The organism is Rhizobium aethiopicum (assembly GCF_014197535.1).
GTDB lineage: Bacteria > Pseudomonadota > Alphaproteobacteria > Rhizobiales > Rhizobiaceae > Rhizobium > Rhizobium aethiopicum_A.
This window is the reverse complement of the sequence record NZ_JACIFV010000045.1, coordinates 1-15,270: the sequence shown is the minus strand read 5'-3', so window position 1 is coordinate 15,270 and position 15,270 is coordinate 1. Positions and strand designations below refer to the sequence as shown.

Sequence of the window (15,270 nt, the reverse complement as noted above, 5' to 3'; positions counted from 1 at the left end):
TTCGTTTCCAGATGCCCGAACCTTAACGGGCGCCGATCAAGAAAGTGTAAAGCCGTCTGCGGACGCAGCCGATTTTGCCTGCGTCATAGCGTCTTATTAACGCTGCGTGATTTAGGCTGGCGACGGCTTTCAATGTAACGAGTGTAGAGTCATGGCCCGAACGCTTACCCATCACCCGGACATTGCCGTCCTGCTTCCCTGCTACAACGAAGCTGCGACGATCGGCGCTGTGGTCCAGGGCTTCCGGGCGACGCTGCCGGATGCCGCGATCCACGTCTACGACAATAATTCCACCGACGGGACCGCGCTGCAGGCGATGCTGGCCGGAGCGCATGTCGTGCGCGAGCGGCGGCAAGGCAAGGGACATGTCGTGCGCCGCATGTTCGCCGACATCGAGGCCGACATCTACATCATCGCCGACGGCGACGGAACCTATGCGCCTCGCGATGCCGAGGAGCTGGTGCGGACGCTTCTCACCGAGCGCGCCGACATGGTTGTGGGAACCCGGCGCGGCGTGCATGCCGATGCCGGCCGTCAGGGCCATGCGCTTGGCAACCGGCTTTTCAACCTGCTCTACCGGACGATCTTCGGCCCCGACTTCACCGATATCTTTTCCGGCTACCGCGCTTTCTCGCGCCGCTTCGTCAAGAGTTTCCCGGCGGTATCCGGCGGCTTCGAGATCGAAACCGAGATGTCGGTGCATGCTTCCCGGCTGAAGCTTCCGGTCAGCGAACTGGAACTTGACTATGGCCGCCGCCCGGAAGGCTCGCATAGCAAGCTTTCGACGTTCCGCGACGGCGGAAAAATCCTCTGGATGTTCGCGATGCTGATGAAGGAAACCCGGCCCTTCGCCTTCTTCAGCGCGATCAGCGCAGCCTTCATGCTGACGAGCCTCGGCTTCATGACGCCGGTGCTGGCGGAATATTTCGACACGGGCCTCGTCAGCCGCATGCCGACCTGGGTGCTGTCGATGGCGCTGATGATGATCTCCTTCATGCTTTTTACCGCCGGCGTCATCCTGGATTCCGTGGCCCGGGCCCGGGCCGAGCAGCTTCGCATCCATTATATGAGCCTGGAGACCCCGAGTGCGGCCAAGACGCCGCTCGCCGACGCCAAACCGGCATCGCGTGAACGGCCCGGCAAGGCGGATGCGGCATGAGAAAGCTCGTCCGCTTTGCGATCGGCGGCGGCATCGGTTTCCTTGTCGATGCCGGCATGCTGGCGGCGCTGCTCCACCTGACGCCGCTCGGGCCGTTTCTGGCCCGGCTCGTCGCCATCGCGACGGCAATGGCGGCCACCTGGGCTTTCAATCGCAGCTTCACCTTCGATCGCTCCGGCCGTTCGCTTGCCGCCGAGGGCTTCCGCTACGGCTCGGTCGGCGTGACGGCAGCGCTGGTCAATTACGGGCTTTACTCTGCACTGCTGCTTTCGCTGCCCGCGCTTCAACCGCTGGCGGCCATGGTGATCGCCAGCGTCGCCTCGATGGTCTTCAGCTTCTTCGGCTATTCGCGCTTCGTCTTCCGCCCGGAATGAGCGGAATGATCAGACCGCCTCCCAGCCGTCCTTCTCGCTGGCGCGGTAGATCGCATCGATCACCTTCTGGTTCAGCTTCGAGTTTTCGAGCGTGACGATCTCTTCCTTGCCGTTCTTGACCGCGCGAGCGAAGGCCTCGACTTCGCGCCTGTATTGGCGGCTGTCCTGATAGCGGAAGATGCGCGATTCATTGTGGCTGCGATCGGCGAGTTCGATCTCTTCCGGCCCCCAGCGATTGGCGTTGAAGGGCGACTTCACCTCGATGTAACCTTCGGTGCCGTGGAAGACCATGACCTGGCGGTTGGCCATCTGTGTCGAGACATAAAAGCTCAGCTCGAAATCGCCGAAATCGGCCTTGACGCTCGAATAGACATCCGTGCCGAAATCCGGGTCGCGCTCAGTGATCGCCTGGACTGAGAGCGGCTCCTTGCCGGTGGAAAAACGCGTGCTCATGACGGGATAGACGCCGATATCGGGAAGGCCGCCGCCGCCGAGTTCAGGAACGTTGCGCATATTGGCGGGGTCGCGGTTGAAATAGGTGAAAGCGCCCTGCACATGCCGAAGCGAACCGATCGCACCCTCGCCGATCAGCGAACGCACCTTCTGCCAGACCGGGGAATAGGTGACCATATAGGCTTCGGTCACCACCACGCGGTTGCGGTCGCGGGCAGCGATCACCGCGTCGATATCGCCGGCCTTTAGGGCCAGCGGCTTTTCGCAGAGCACATGTTTGCCGGCATCAGCTGCCTTGATCGACCATTCGATATGCTGCGACGTCGGTAGCGGGATATAGACAGCGTCGATGACGTCGGAAACCAGCATTTCTTCATAGGAGCCGAAGGCATGCGGCACGGAGAAGCGATCGGCCATCACCCTTGCCCGCGCCAGATCGCGGCTGGCAATCGCCGTCACGACGCAATTTTCCGCGTCCTGGATGGCGGGAACGACATTGTCGCGACCGATCTTCGCCGTTGAAATGATACCGAAACGCAGCATGTGCGAGCCTCCCAAAACCAATGCCGACGAACCATATTCAGGCCTCCGCCGCGACGCAATGGCGCGACATGAAATTGCGGAAGCCGGGTTTGCCTGGCGCCGGGATCGCGCTAACTTGGCCGGACGGCGTTCTGCCCTATCCGCGATTCAATACAGCCTTTTATATTTCACCCATTTTGGAGAGCCTTATGGAAATGCGCCGGCTTGGGAAAACAGGTCTTTCGGTCGCGCCGATCGTGATCGGCGGCAATGTCTTCGGCTGGACGGCCGACGAGAAAACATCCTTCGCCATTCTCGACGCCTTCTTCGATGCCGGTCTCAACACGATCGATACGGCGGACGTCTATTCCGCATGGGTTCCCGGCAACAAGGGCGGCGATTCCGAGGAGATCATCGGACGCTGGCTGAAACAGGCGCGGATCTCTCGCGACAAGGCGGTCATCGTCACCAAGGTCGGCTCGGACATGGGCCAGGGAAAGACGCTCAAGGCGAGCTACATTCTGACGGCAGTCGAGGCGTCGCTGCGTCGGCTGCAGACCGACTATATCGATCTCTATCTCTCGCATTGGCCGGATGCCGACACGCCGCACGAGGAAACGCTCGGCGCCTTTGCAAAGCTGAAGCAGCAGGGCAAGATCCGCGCCATCGGCTGCTCGAACTATGATGCCGATCTGCTCCAGGCGTCCTTCGACGCAGCCGAGAAAGCCGGCCTGCCGCGCTACGACGTGCTGCAGCCGGAGTATAATCTCTACCAACGCGCCAGCTTCGAAGGGCCGCTTGCCGATCTCTGCGTCCGTCAGGATATCGGCGTCATCACCTATTTCGGCCTCGCCGCCGGCTTTCTCACCGGCAAATACCGCAGCAAGGCCGACACGCAGGGACGGGCGCGCGAAGGCCGTGTTTCGCAATATCTCGACGAAAAGGGCCTGCGCATTCTTGCCGCGATCGACAAGGTTTCCGCCGAGACTGGCGCCAAGCCGGCGGAAATCTCGCTTGCGTGGCTGTTGCGCAAGAAGGGCGTGACGGCGCCGATCGCCAGCGCGACCAGCCTGTCACAGCTCGAAAGCCTGGTGAAGTCGGCGACACTTTCCCTTTCCAATGATGCAATGGCGCTGCTCGACGAAGCCGGCGCTGAAAGAAAAGAGTCATGACCGTAACGATACGTGATGCCCGCCCCGAGGATGAAGCCCGCTGGCGCGAACTTTGGGCAGCCTATCTCGCCTTTTACGAGGTGACCATCGATGCCGATATCACCGACCAGACATGGCGCCGGGTCTTCGATCCGGCCTCGGCGATCGCGATGCGCGTCGCCGAGATCGACGGCAGGATCATGGGCTTTGCGCTTTTCCTGACGCATGAGGGCAGCTGGATCCGCGGCAGGGACTGTTATCTCGAAGACCTCTTCGTCGATGCCGGTGCGCGCGGCAGGGGCGTCGGCCGGGCGCTACTGGACGATCTCGTCGCACTCTGCAAGGCGAACGGCTGGTCGCGGCTCTATTGGCATACGAGCGAGCAGAACAAGACGGCCCGCGCACTCTACGACAGCTATGTCGAAAGCGACGGCCACATCCGTTATCGCATCAGCTTCTGAACGTGGGATACCCCTCGTAGAAAGGAGCGTGGTCGCCTTCCCAGTTCGCCATGCCCGGCTTGGTCAGGATGCCGCGCGGCCTGACATAGCTCTGGATCACCCGCTTCGGCCGTTCGTGCCATTGGATATTGAAGGCCCAGAGCTTTGGAAAGAAGCAGAGCGAGGCGTAGGGCAGATGGTCGTGGATCCACCAGGCGAGCCGCTGCCAGTCGCTTTCATCGCGATAGCGGTCGATCACCCACGGCACGGCAATGCAGACGGCTGCGCCCATGCAGCCGTCGAAATCCCTGATATCCCAGATGTGATGCGCGGCCGTTGCGGCATTGGTGGAGCAGTTCAGATTGTTCGCGTTGCCGAAGCGGTTGACCGCGGGCGAGCGGTAGCCGGAGCGGATGTGAAGACGCCCGAACGTCGCTTCGAGCGGCTCCAGCAGTTCCTCGCAAAGTCTTTTACCGGCTTCGATCGCCAGATCGGGATCCTCGGGGATATTGGGAATGCGGTAGAAATCGGCGATCTCCGAATGCAGGAAATCGCGGAAGAAGAAGTTTTGCGACAGCCGCACGCGGCCGAGATCTTCCAGACCTTTCATCGAACCCGGCTTTCGCATGATCTTTTCGTCCTCCACATCGGCGGCAGGATGATTGCCCGGCACGGTTTTCCAGTCCACCCGAAATCGATCGGGAACAAATTGCGCGATCTTCGCTTCTTAGTGTGTCGCCGCATTCGCGGCCTTTCCCAAAACAAGGATCGAGAAAATGGCCAAGGAAAAGACGTTGGAAGATCTCTTCTACGACACGCTCAAGGACATCTATTTTGCCGAGCGGCAGATATTGCGCGCCCTGCCGAAGATGGCGCGCGCCGCCCAGTCCTCCGAACTGAAGGCCGGTTTCCAGAAGCATCTCGAGGAAACCGAAGGCCAGGTCGAGCGCTTGCAGCAGGTTTTTGAAAAGATCGGCAAGCGCGCTCAGGGCAAGACCTGCGAGGCGATCCAGGGCATTATCGCCGAGGGCGAAGAGATCATGGAAGAATTCAAGGGCACACCGGCGCTGGATGCCGGGCTGATCTCCGCTGCCCAGGCGGTCGAGCACTATGAAATCGCCCGTTACGGCACGCTGAAGACCTGGGCCGCAACGCTCGGCCTGAAGGATGTCGTCGCCCTGCTCGACCAGACGCTGCAGGAGGAAACGGCCACCGACAAGATCCTTACCAAGCTCGCCATGACGGCGGCAAACCAGAAGGCAAAAGCCGCCTGAGGAAACGAGGCAAACGAGCGGCGGCCCTCACCGGCCGCCCGCATCCCTCGCCACATATCTGAAGAAATCGATGAAGGCGCGCAGCGCCGGCCGCATTTGCCGCCGGCTTGGATAATAGACAAACGGCCCGGGATAGGGCGCGCACCAATCCTCCAGCACCCGCACGAGCCTGCCGGCCGACAGCTCGGTGTGCACCCGCATGTCGAAGAGATAGGCAAGACCGGCGCCGTTCAGCGCGGCAAGAAGGGCCAGCCGGTCCTCGCTGACAACAAGCGGTCCGTCGACCGCGACGATCAGTTCCTGCCCATCCTTTTCGAATTCCCAGCGATAGATGGAGCCGTTGGTGAAGCGTCGCTTGATGCAGCGATGATGGACGAGATCGCGCGGGTGCTGCGGCTTCGGATAGCGCTCGAAATATTCGGGCGAGGCCGCAATCACCGTCGTCAGATTGGGCGAGATTCTGACGGCGATCATATCGGCCTCCAGGCTCTCCTCCAGGCGGATGCCCGCGTCGAAACCCTCCTTGACGATATCGGTGAAGCCGTCCTCATTGGCGATCTCCAGCGTGATATCGGGATAGAGATTGAGAAAATCGCCAAGGCGCGGAGCGAGCAGGATGTCGGAGGCGAAGCGCGGCACAGTGACGCGCAGGTTTCCGGCCGGTTTGCCGCGCGTATCGTTGACCGCCTCCAACGCGACGCCGATCTCCTCGAGCGCCGGACGCAACCTTTCGAGAAGCAGCCGGCCTTCCTCCGTCGGCGCGACGCTGCGGGTCGTGCGCGCCAGAAGCCTGACGCCGAGACTTTCTTCCAGGCTCGATATGGCATGGCTGACCGCCGACGGCGCGACGAGCAGTTCCTTGGCCGCGGCCCGGAAGCTGCGATGTTCCGCGACGGCAGCGAGAACGGCGAGTTGAGAGAGTTGCCTTCTGTTCATTGATCGAAATCATAGAACAGGCTGTTAGAAACTGCATGCATTTTTTGATTGATGCGGTGCCGATATAGCTGCCCGTACCGCCATGATCCCCCAGGCGGTTCGACGCCAGCTCAGAAAAGGAGCGCATCATGAAAACCAGAAAACTCGGAAACGATCTCACGGTCTCTGCCGTCGGCCTCGGCTGCATGGGCATGAGCTTTGCCTATGGCGCCAGCGACGAAGCGGAATCGGTGAGGACACTGCACCGCGCCGTCGATCTCGGCGTCACCTTCTTCGACACGGCCGAGGTCTATGGCCCCTTCACCAACGAGGTTCTTCTCGGAAGAGCGCTGAAGCCCTTCCGTGACCGCGTGGTGATCGCCACCAAATTCGGCTTCAAGATCGATACCAGCCAGGCCGGCGCTGCCGCCATCGCCGGCGTCGACAGCCGTCCCGAACATGTACGTGCTGTCGCCGAGGCCTCACTCAAGCGCCTCGGCATCGAGACCATCGATCTGCTCTACCAGCACCGGGTCGACCCCAACGTGCCGATCGAGGAAACAGTCGGCGTCATGGCAGAGCTTGTGAAGGAAGGGAAAGTTCGTGCCCTCGGTCTCTCGGAAGCCGGCAGCGCCACCATCCGCCGCGCGCATGCGGTCCATCCAATCGCAGCGCTTCAGAGCGAATATTCACTGTGGACGCGTGATCCCGAAGAGGATGTGCTTGCCACCTGCCGCGAACTCGGCATCGGCTTCGTGCCCTACAGCCCGCTCGGCCGCGGTTTCCTGACAGGAGCGATCCGCAAGGCCGACGACCTTGCCACCGACGATTTCCGCCGGCAGGTGCCGCGTTTCCAGGCCGAGAATTTCGACGTCAATGCGGCGCTTGTCGCAACGCTCGAAAAGCTTGCGGCTGCAAAAGGCGTGACCGCGGCGCAGCTGGCACTGGCCTGGGTGCTGAACCAAGGCGACGACATCGTGCCAATCCCCGGCGCGCGCAAGCTTCACCACCTCGAACAAAATGTCGCTGCTGCCGATATCACGCTCAGCGCGGAGGAGCTCGATCAGCTCGGCGAAGCGATCCCAGCGGCACAGGTCGCCGGCAAGCGCTATTCGAATGCCTCGCTTGCCATGACGAACATTTGAAAAATGGACAAGCCCGGCCGGTCGCACAGGTCGGGCTTGCCTTCGCGGCCGGCGAAACTATCTAACCTCATCTCGGAGAACGGGATGGAAACATGTCGGACAGGCAGGCAGTCGAACAGACGGTTCATCTCTATGTCGAAGGCATGGCCTTCGCCAATGCGGCAGCCTTGAAGAAGGCCTTCCACCCGAAAAGCTCGATCATCGGCTATTACCAGAACGCCATCGAATGGCTGACGCGAGACGAATTCATCGCCGCAATCCTGGCCGAGGAGCCGGCCCCGCCCGGCACGCAGCCTTTCATGGACATCCAGAACGTCGATGTCGAGGGTGACGCAGCAAGCGTCAAGGTCACCGACGATTTCGCCGGAATGCGCTTCACCGACTATCTTTCGCTGCTGAAGATCGAAGGACGATGGGTGATCGTCAGCAAACTCTATCATCTGCACACATGAGGAGACCGGCCGCTTGCGCGACCGGTCCAATCTATCTTCGGCAGATGAAGCTCAGCTTCTGAGGACGCCGCCGGTGAATTTCGTGACGCTCGCCACGATCTTCTGCGTCAGCGCCTCGAAATCCTCGTCCGTCAGCGTACGATCGACCGGCTGGATCTGAACCTCGATCGCCACCGACTTCTTGCCATCACCGACCGATGCGCCCTCGAAGATGTCGAAGACGTTGACGCCGGTGATGAGCTTGCGGTCGGCGCCGGTCGCAGCCTTGACGATCGCGCCTGATTCCACCGTCTTGTCGACGACGAAGGCGAAGTCGCGCTTGACGGCCTGGAAGGGCGACAGATCGAGCGCCGGCTTGGTGCGGGTCGCCTTCTTTTTCGGCTCCGCCATGGCATCGAGATAGACTTCGAAGCCGCAGAGAGCCCCGGAGACATCAAGGGTTTCCAGCGTCAACGGATGGAATTCGCCGAAATAGCCGAGCACGATCTTCGGCCCCATCTTGATCGTGCCGGAGCGGCCGGGATGAAACCATTCCAGGCCGCCCTGATCGATCTGGATATTACCCATCGGCAGGCCGCAGGCTTCGATGACGGCGAGCGCATCGGCCTTGGCGTCGAAGACGTCGACCGGCTTGCCGCCGCCCTTGGCTGTATTGGACCACATGCGGCCGGCGCCGACGAGCGAGGCCGTGCCGCGGCGGATGCCGCCGGCGACGCGGCGCTGGCCTTCCGGCCGGTCGTTTTCATAGGTGCCCGAGACCTCGAAGATGGCGACGTCAGCGTAACCCTTGTCGGCATTGCGCTGAGCCGCCGTCAGCAGACCCGGCAGCAAGGACGGGCGCATGTCCGACATTTCGGCGGCGATCGGATTGGCAAGCTTGAGGGCTGGCGAACCGCCGCCGAACAGCTTGGCGTGATCCTCCGGAATGAAGGACCAGGTGACGGCTTCCAGCATGCCGCGCGCGGCCAGCGCCCGCTTGGCAACACGGGTGCGGATCTGCAGCGTCGTCAGGATCTTGCCGTTGACGGCGGCATGGCTTTCAAGCGGCGCCGGCTTGATATTGTCGACGCCATGAATGCGCATAACCTCCTCGACCAGATCGGCCTTGCCATCGACATCCGGGCGCCAGGAGGGAACAGCAACGGAGACGCGCTCGCCGGAGCCGGAGACCGTGAAGCCGAGACGCGTCAGGATCGTATTGCTTTCCTCATTCGAGACGTCGAGGCCGGTCAGACGCTTGACCTCCGAATAGGGGAAATCGACGACCTTCGGCTCGTAGCCGTGATAGCCGACAATCTCGGACCTGGCGGCGGTGCCGCCGCAGAGTTCCAGCACCAGTTCCGTGGTGCGTTCGAGACCGGGAACCATATATTCCGGATCGACGCCGCGTTCGAAGCGATAGCGGGCATCGGTGATGATGCCGAGGCTGCGGCCCGATTTGGCGATGTTCATCGGATCCCACAGTGCGGATTCGATCAGCACGTCGACGGTGTCGTCGTCGCAGCCGGAATGTTCGCCCCCCATGATGCCGCCGATCGATTCGATGCCCTCCTCGTCTGCTATGACGACGTTGTTCGGGCCGAGCTTGTATTCGCGCTGATCGAGCGCCAGCACGGTCTCCCCTTCCCTGGCACGGCGGACGGTGAGATTGCCCTTGATCTTGGCGGCGTCGAAAACGTGGATCGGCCGCCCCTGATCGAAGGTCATGTAATTGGTGATATCAACCAGCGCATTGATCGGGCGCAGGCCGATGGCGGTGAGCCGCTGCTGCATCCAGCGCGGGCTCGGGCCGTTCCTGACGCCGCGCACGAGACGCAGGGCAAAGCCGGGGCAGAGCCTGGGATCATCGAGATCGAGCGTCAGCTTCACCGGCGTTTCGCCTTCGATAGTGAAGGACGGCGCGGGCCGCGTCTTCAGCGTGCCGAGACCGGAGGCGGCGAGATCACGGGCGATGCCGTGGATCGAGGTGCAGTCCGGCCGGTTCGGCGTCAGGTTGATCTCGATGACGGGGTCGTCGAGATGGGCGTAAGCCGCATAGCTCTGACCGACCGGCGCATCATCAGGCAGATCGATGATGCCGTCATGATTATCGGATATCTCAAGCTCCTTTTCGGAGCACATCATACCGCGGCTCTCGACGCCGCGGATATTGCCGACGGCCAGCGTCACCTCGATACCAGGAACATAGGTTCCAGGTGCGGCAAAGGCGCCGACGAGGCCGGCGCGTGCATTCGGGGCACCGCAGACGACCTGCACCGGCGCGCCGGATCCGGTATCCACCATCAGCACCTTCAGGCGATCGGCTTGGGGATGTTTTTCCGCCGACAGGACCTTGGCGATGACGAAGGGCTTGAACGCCGCCTTGTCGTCGACATCTTCGACTTCCAACCCGATCTCGGTGAGGCGGGCGCAGATTTCATCCAGCGTGGCACCCGTTTCGAGATGCTCTTTCAGCCAGGAGAGCGTGAATTTCATCGTCCCAAATCTCCGTTCAAGCGCTCAGACCGCCGAACAGCGTCGGCATGTCGAGCGGGCGGAAGCCGTAATGCGTCATCCAGCGGACGTCGGCGTTGAAGAAGTCGCGCAGGTCGGGCATGCCGTATTTCAGCATGGCGATGCGATCGAGGCCCATGCCCCAGGCAAAACCCTGATATTCGTCCGGATCGAGCCCGCCATAGCGCAGCACGTTGGGGTGGACCATGCCGCAGCCGAGGATCTCCATCCAGTCGGTGCCTTCGCCGAATTTTACGATCGGGCCGGAGCGGTCGCACTGGATATCGACCTCGAAGGAGGGCTCGGTGAAGGGGAAGAAGGACGGACGGAAACGCATCGTCACGCTGTCGACCTCGAAGAAGGTCTTGCAGAATTCTTCCAGCACCCAGCGGATGTTGGCGACATTGGCCTTCTTGTCGATGACCAGTCCCTCGACCTGATGGAACATCGGCGAATGCGTGGCGTCGCTATCCTGGCGGTAGGTCTTGCCGGGAATGATGATGCGGATCGGCGGCTGCTGCGCTTCCATGGTGCGCACCTGCACCGGCGAGGTATGGGTGCGCAGGACCTTGCGCTCACCATTCTCATCCGGATTGAAGAAGAAGGTGTCGTGCATCTCGCGAGCCGGATGGCCTTCGGGGAAGTTCAGTGCGGTGAAATTGTAGTAGTCCGTCTCGATATCGGGACCTTCGGCGATCGAGAAACCCATATCGGCGAAGATCGCGGTGATCTCGTCGACGATCTGGCTGATCGGATGGATGCGGCCGCGCTCGGCGGGCGAGGAGCGCACCGGCAGGCTGACATCGACCGTCTCGGCCTTCAGCCGCGCATTGACCGCCGCAACCTTCAGCACCGACTTGCGCTCGGCAATGGCGTCCGTCACCGCATTCTTCAGGGCGTTGATCGCAGCCCCCCGAGTCTGGCGTTCCTCCGGCGTCATGGCGCCGAGCGTCTTCAGCAGTTCGGAGACGGAGCCCTTCTTGCCAAGCGCGGACACGCGCACGGCTTCCAGAGCTGTCTCGTCATTGGCGGCGGCGATTTCCGCGAGCAGCGATGAGTTGAGCTGGTCGATATCTGACATTGTCACTTCTTTCCGTCCAGTATCAGGCGGGGATCGGGAGGCAGGCGGCGCCGGCGGGCGCAAGGAATATAAAGAAAGAAAAACCCGCGCTAGTCCAAACCAGCGCGGGTTTCCCAAAATTCAAAAAAGCATCAAGCTTGGGAAGCGCTGGTTACCGAACCGCGCCTTCAAACTCGTTCGCCGTGCCGGTTTCCTTGAGATATTCAAGGGCCTTCTTGGCAGCAGCAACCAGGGCGCCGAATGCTTCCGGCTCGTGGATCGCCATGTCGGAGAGAACCTTACGGTCGACTTCGATGCCGGCCTTGTTCAGGCCGTCGATGAAGCGGCCATAGGTCAGGCCGAATTCACGAACGGCAGCGTTGATGCGCTGGATCCAGAGGGCGCGGAAGTTGCGCTTGTTGACCTTGCGGTCGCGGTAGGCGTACTGCTTCGAACGATCGACGGCGGCCTTGGCGGTACGGATGGTGTTCTTGCGGCGGCCGTAGAAGCCCTTCGCCTGCTTCAGAACCTTCTTATGCTTGGCGTGGGCTGCGACGCCTCTCTTTACACGTGCCATTTCATGATCTCCTTAATCTAACGCGTTACCGGAATAGTCTCAGAGACCGTTCGGCAGATAGTTCTTTACGACCTTGCGGCCATCGGGTTCTGCGAGAACCATCGTGCCGCGTGCATCGCGAATGAACTTGTTCGTGCGCTTGATCATGCCATGGCGCTTGCCGGCAGCAGCCGCCTTGACCTTGCCGGATGCGGTGATCTTGAACCGCTTCTTGGCAGCGGACTTCGTCTTCATCTTGGGCATTTTGCTACTCCTTCTGTCCTCCCTGCGCGCTTCATCAAAAAGCCCTCCTTGCGAAGTCCGGTTCTCCGGTCGTCGCAACAAGGTGCGGGAGCGTTTGTTGTTGATCTGCGGCGTCGGCGACGAACCGTACCGCAAGCATTCGAAACTGCCACGGCATGCCCTGCCGGTCAGTTCGGACGCGCGCTTATAACCGCAGCGTCACGAAAGTGCAACGGGGCCACGGAGGAATCTTCGGCTATGCATGTCGCCCGGAAGTGTGCGGCGGTTCCGGGATAACGACATGCATAAAACAAAGGCCGAAGATAGGATGGCCGAACGCACAAAAGCCGCCCTTGCGGACGGCTTGGGCAAAAAGTGACTGGCGCTTACTTCGGCGCCAGCACCATCATCATCTGACGGCCTTCGAGCTTGGGCTCGGCCTCGACCTTGGCAATCTCGGTCGTATCCGCCTTGACCTGCTGCAGAAGCTTCATGCCGAGTTCCTGGTGGGCCATTTCGCGGCCGCGGAACTTCAGCGTCACCTTGACCTTGTCGCCTTCGTCGAAGAAGCGGCCCATCGCCTTCATCTTCACCTCATAATCATGGGTGTCGATGTTCGGACGCATCTTGATTTCTTTGACTTCGACGATCTTCTGCTTTTTGCGCGCCTCGGCAGCCTTTTTCTGGTTGGCATATTTCAGCTTGCCCAGATCGAGGATCTTGCACACCGGCGGTTCGGCATTGGGGGAAATTTCGACAAGATCGAGGCCGGCTTCTTCCGCCATTCTCAAGGCCTGGTCGGTAGGCACGACGCCCATATTCTGTCCGTCAGCCGCGATCAGCTGAATTTTGGGAATGCGGATTTCACGATTCGAGCGCGGTCCGTCCTTCACGGGCGCATCGGTCTTAAAAGGTCTGCGAATGGTCGTATTCTCCTCGCGTTGTTTCGGAACGTTGCAGCGGCGCACGCTCAATCAGGGTGCACAAACCTATCTCGTTATCGCTGCAACGGAGTCAATATCATCCTTTAGCGGAAAAATCACCAGCTGTCAGCCTGCCAAGAATCTGTTTTATAGGCCGAAACAACAGGAGGTTTCGCCGATGTCCGATCAGATCAGCAATGCCCTACCGCAGTTCCTGACTGTCGGCGAAGGCGAGGCGGCACGGGAGATCGCCATGCTCCTGCGTCCGGCGCAGGCCGGCAATGCTGCCCCATCGCTCGTTTGGCTATCCGGCTACCGTTCCGACATGAGCGGCACCAAGGCGGCGGAGATCGATGGGCTGGCGGCCGAACTCGGTGTCGCCTGCATCCGCCTCGACTATTCCGGCCACGGGCTTTCCGGCGGCAGTTTTCGCGACGGCACGATCTCGCGCTGGCTGGAGGAAGCGCTTGCCGTCATCCGCCATGTTGCGCCCGAGCGCATCATTCTCGTCGGCTCGTCGATGGGCGGCTGGATTGCGCTCCGGCTGGCGCAGGAACTCGCCCGACAGGGTGGTCCGAAGCTCGCCGGCATGGTGCTGATTGCCCCGGCGCCCGATTTCACCTCCGAACTGATCGAGCCGAACCTTAAGGCCAAGGAGCGCAAGTCGCTGGCGGAGCGCGGCTATTTCGAAGAGCGCTCGCAATACAGTCCGGAGCTGAACATTTATACGCGGGCACTGATCGAGGACGGGCGCAAGAACCGGGTGCTCGACGGAATGATCGAGACGGGTTGCCCGGTGCATATCCTCCAGGGCATGAAAGATCCCGACGTGCCGCATGCGCACGCGATGAAGCTTCTGGAGCACCTTCCCGCCGACGATGTGGTGCTGACCTTCATCCGCGACGGCGACCACCGCCTTTCCCGCCCCGGCGACATCGCCCTTCTCCTCAGTGCCGTCAAAGGCATCATTCGTTCATCAATAAATATGCAGATGCCCATTTGAATGGCACCGACCGAGAAATTCGCCTAACGCAAGCCGCCAACCCGTTGCATTTTAACCATGTTGGCGCGTCGCACAGCGCTCCCAAGAAGTAACGATTGACTCTTCTCGGCCCTCTCTATTAACAGTTTGTTAATAATTAAGGGGCGATCGAGGAAAGAGCGGGCGTGCGATTCAAAGGTATCTTTGTGGCCATGATGGCCGTGTTTGCGATGGCGCCTGCCGCCATCCCAGCTCCAAGCAGAAATGCTTCCATGGTAACAGGCAACGCCACCTCACAGCCGATCGGCCATTATGATTTCTGTCAGACCCACAGCAGTGAATGCGGCGCAAACCGCAATGCGGGTCCGGTCGAGATGACGCCTGCGAAGTGGTCGCTTGTGCGTTCGGTCAATGCCACGGTCAACAGCACGATCAAACCGATGACCGACAAGGAAATCTACGGCAGGGACGAGGTCTGGGCCTATCCGACGACCGCCGGCGACTGCGAGGATTTCGCGCTCTTGAAGCGCCGCATGCTGATCCAGCGCGGCTTTTCGGCCGCCGATCTGCTGATGACCGTCGTGCGCAAGCCCGACGGTGAAGGCCATGCCGTCTTGACGCTGCGTACCGCCGAGGGCGATTTCGTGCTCGACAATCTCGCTGCCGACGTGAAGCCCTGGTTTGCGACGGCCTATACTTTCGTCAAGCGCCAGTCGAGCTACAATGCCGGCCGCTGGGTCACCATCGAGAACGGCCGCGACCTTCTGGTCGGCGCTCTTCGGTAAGGATTTTAAGGGGATGCGGGGGGAAAGGCCGGCGAAAGCCGGCCTTTTGCATTTTGGGCAGGCGGTGGCCTCTTTCTCTATACATCAGCGCTGCAGTGTCTGCCGTTTCCGCCCTTTCCCCTACACTCAAGACGTTCGCCACTGACGCTCCTCGCCCTCAACTCCGCCGGCAAATGAGTGGTGAGCGGCGCGGCCGCGAATGCACGAAGCGTAAGCGAAAGGCAAGGATGCCGGCACTCCCTCTCTCCAGCCTCATCCTTGTACGTTGCCGTTGGTGTATAAACGGGCTGCGCGACGGGGATGCGTGTCATCCTTGGGTTTCGAACTCGTACCTCAGCGAGCA

At 61.1% G+C, this 15,270-nt stretch carries 17 protein-coding genes; 9 read left to right on the top strand and 8 right to left on the bottom strand.

The window, feature by feature from the left end; translation table 11 throughout:
• Nucleotides 1-151 precede the first annotated feature (151 nt).
• Nucleotides 152-1,159 (top strand): glycosyltransferase, encoded by a 1,008-nt coding sequence (locus GGD53_RS30505; RefSeq protein WP_184460433.1) that lies wholly within the window; start codon nucleotides 152-154, stop codon nucleotides 1,157-1,159.
• On the top strand, nucleotides 1,156-1,533 hold the full coding sequence (locus GGD53_RS30500) for a GtrA family protein (RefSeq protein WP_184460432.1): 378 nt from the start codon (nucleotides 1,156-1,158) through the stop codon (nucleotides 1,531-1,533). Before GGD53_RS30505 ends, GGD53_RS30500 begins: the two co-directional genes overlap by 4 nt.
• A 9-nt stretch (nucleotides 1,534-1,542) precedes the next feature.
• On the opposite strand, the gene GGD53_RS30495 is transcribed toward GGD53_RS30500, so the two are convergent.
• Nucleotides 1,543-2,529: a Gfo/Idh/MocA family protein gene (locus GGD53_RS30495; RefSeq protein WP_184460431.1), complete on the bottom strand. Its 987-nt coding sequence runs from the start codon at nucleotides 2,527-2,529 to the stop codon at nucleotides 1,543-1,545.
• Nucleotides 2,530-2,717: 188 nt separating this feature from the next.
• Between GGD53_RS30495 and GGD53_RS30490 the strand changes: the two genes are divergently transcribed.
• Both GGD53_RS30490 and GGD53_RS30485 read left to right on the top strand, forming a co-directional pair.
• Nucleotides 2,718-3,680, top strand: a complete 963-nt coding sequence (locus tag GGD53_RS30490) for an aldo/keto reductase (protein WP_184460430.1) — start codon at nucleotides 2,718-2,720, stop codon at nucleotides 3,678-3,680.
• The gene (locus GGD53_RS30485) at nucleotides 3,677-4,120 is read left to right on the top strand and encodes a GNAT family N-acetyltransferase (RefSeq protein ID WP_184460429.1); all 444 of its coding nucleotides are present in this window, start codon (nucleotides 3,677-3,679) and stop codon (nucleotides 4,118-4,120) included. Before GGD53_RS30490 ends, GGD53_RS30485 begins: the two co-directional genes overlap by 4 nt.
• Here GGD53_RS30485 and GGD53_RS30480 read toward each other — a convergent pair.
• Entirely contained in the window at nucleotides 4,110-4,727 is a 618-nt protein-coding gene (locus GGD53_RS30480) for a hypothetical protein (RefSeq protein ID WP_184460451.1), read from the bottom strand. The genes GGD53_RS30485 and GGD53_RS30480 overlap by 11 nt on opposite strands.
• 148 nt (nucleotides 4,728-4,875) lie before the next feature.
• On the opposite strand from GGD53_RS30480, the gene GGD53_RS30475 reads away from it, so the two are divergent.
• On the top strand, nucleotides 4,876-5,373 hold the full coding sequence (locus tag GGD53_RS30475) for a ferritin-like domain-containing protein (RefSeq protein WP_064800346.1): 498 nt from the start codon (nucleotides 4,876-4,878) through the stop codon (nucleotides 5,371-5,373).
• Between the two features lie 27 nt (nucleotides 5,374-5,400).
• Here GGD53_RS30475 and GGD53_RS30470 read toward each other — a convergent pair whose 3' ends face one another.
• A complete protein-coding gene (locus GGD53_RS30470) occupies nucleotides 5,401-6,309 on the bottom strand; it encodes a LysR family transcriptional regulator (protein WP_184460428.1) in 909 nt (302 codons plus the stop codon).
• A 128-nt stretch (nucleotides 6,310-6,437) separates the two neighbouring features.
• Here GGD53_RS30470 and GGD53_RS30465 point away from each other — a divergent pair, with 128 nt between their 5' ends.
• Nucleotides 6,438-7,433, top strand: coding sequence for an aldo/keto reductase (locus GGD53_RS30465; protein WP_184460427.1), 996 nt, complete (start codon nucleotides 6,438-6,440; stop codon nucleotides 7,431-7,433).
• Nucleotides 7,434-7,525: 92 nt separating this feature from the next.
• Nucleotides 7,526-7,885, top strand: coding sequence for a nuclear transport factor 2 family protein (locus tag GGD53_RS30460; RefSeq protein WP_184460426.1), 360 nt, complete (start codon nucleotides 7,526-7,528; stop codon nucleotides 7,883-7,885).
• Between the two features lie 51 nt (nucleotides 7,886-7,936).
• Here GGD53_RS30460 and pheT read toward each other — a convergent pair whose 3' ends face one another.
• From pheT to infC, 5 genes are all read right to left on the bottom strand, one after another.
• A complete protein-coding gene (gene pheT, locus GGD53_RS30455; RefSeq protein WP_184460425.1) occupies nucleotides 7,937-10,360 on the bottom strand; it encodes a phenylalanine--tRNA ligase subunit beta in 2,424 nt (807 codons plus the stop codon).
• Nucleotides 10,361-10,376: 16 nt separating this feature from the next.
• On the bottom strand, nucleotides 10,377-11,459 hold the full coding sequence (gene pheS / locus GGD53_RS30450) for a phenylalanine--tRNA ligase subunit alpha (RefSeq protein WP_184460424.1): 1,083 nt from the start codon (nucleotides 11,457-11,459) through the stop codon (nucleotides 10,377-10,379).
• Nucleotides 11,460-11,610: 151 nt separating this feature from the next.
• Complete coding sequence (gene rplT, locus GGD53_RS30445) at nucleotides 11,611-12,015, bottom strand: 50S ribosomal protein L20 (protein WP_184460423.1); 405 nt, start codon at nucleotides 12,013-12,015, stop codon at nucleotides 11,611-11,613.
• Between the two features lie 39 nt (nucleotides 12,016-12,054).
• Nucleotides 12,055-12,258 carry a 50S ribosomal protein L35 gene (gene rpmI / locus GGD53_RS30440; protein ID WP_011423646.1) on the bottom strand — a complete coding sequence of 68 codons (204 nt, stop codon included), beginning with the start codon at nucleotides 12,256-12,258 and terminating at the stop codon, nucleotides 12,055-12,057.
• A gap of 365 nt (nucleotides 12,259-12,623) precedes the next feature.
• On the bottom strand, nucleotides 12,624-13,160 hold the full coding sequence (gene infC, locus GGD53_RS30435; protein WP_082240342.1) for a translation initiation factor IF-3: 537 nt from the start codon (nucleotides 13,158-13,160) through the stop codon (nucleotides 12,624-12,626).
• A 178-nt stretch (nucleotides 13,161-13,338) separates the two neighbouring features.
• On the opposite strand from infC, the gene GGD53_RS30430 reads away from it, so the two are divergent.
• Both GGD53_RS30430 and GGD53_RS30425 read left to right on the top strand, forming a co-directional pair.
• Entirely contained in the window at nucleotides 13,339-14,163 is an 825-nt protein-coding gene (locus tag GGD53_RS30430) for an alpha/beta hydrolase (RefSeq protein ID WP_184460422.1), read from the top strand.
• Between the two features lie 164 nt (nucleotides 14,164-14,327).
• Nucleotides 14,328-14,927, top strand: a complete 600-nt coding sequence (locus tag GGD53_RS30425) for a transglutaminase-like cysteine peptidase (protein ID WP_184460421.1) — start codon at nucleotides 14,328-14,330, stop codon at nucleotides 14,925-14,927.
• Nucleotides 14,928-15,270 lie beyond the last annotated feature (343 nt).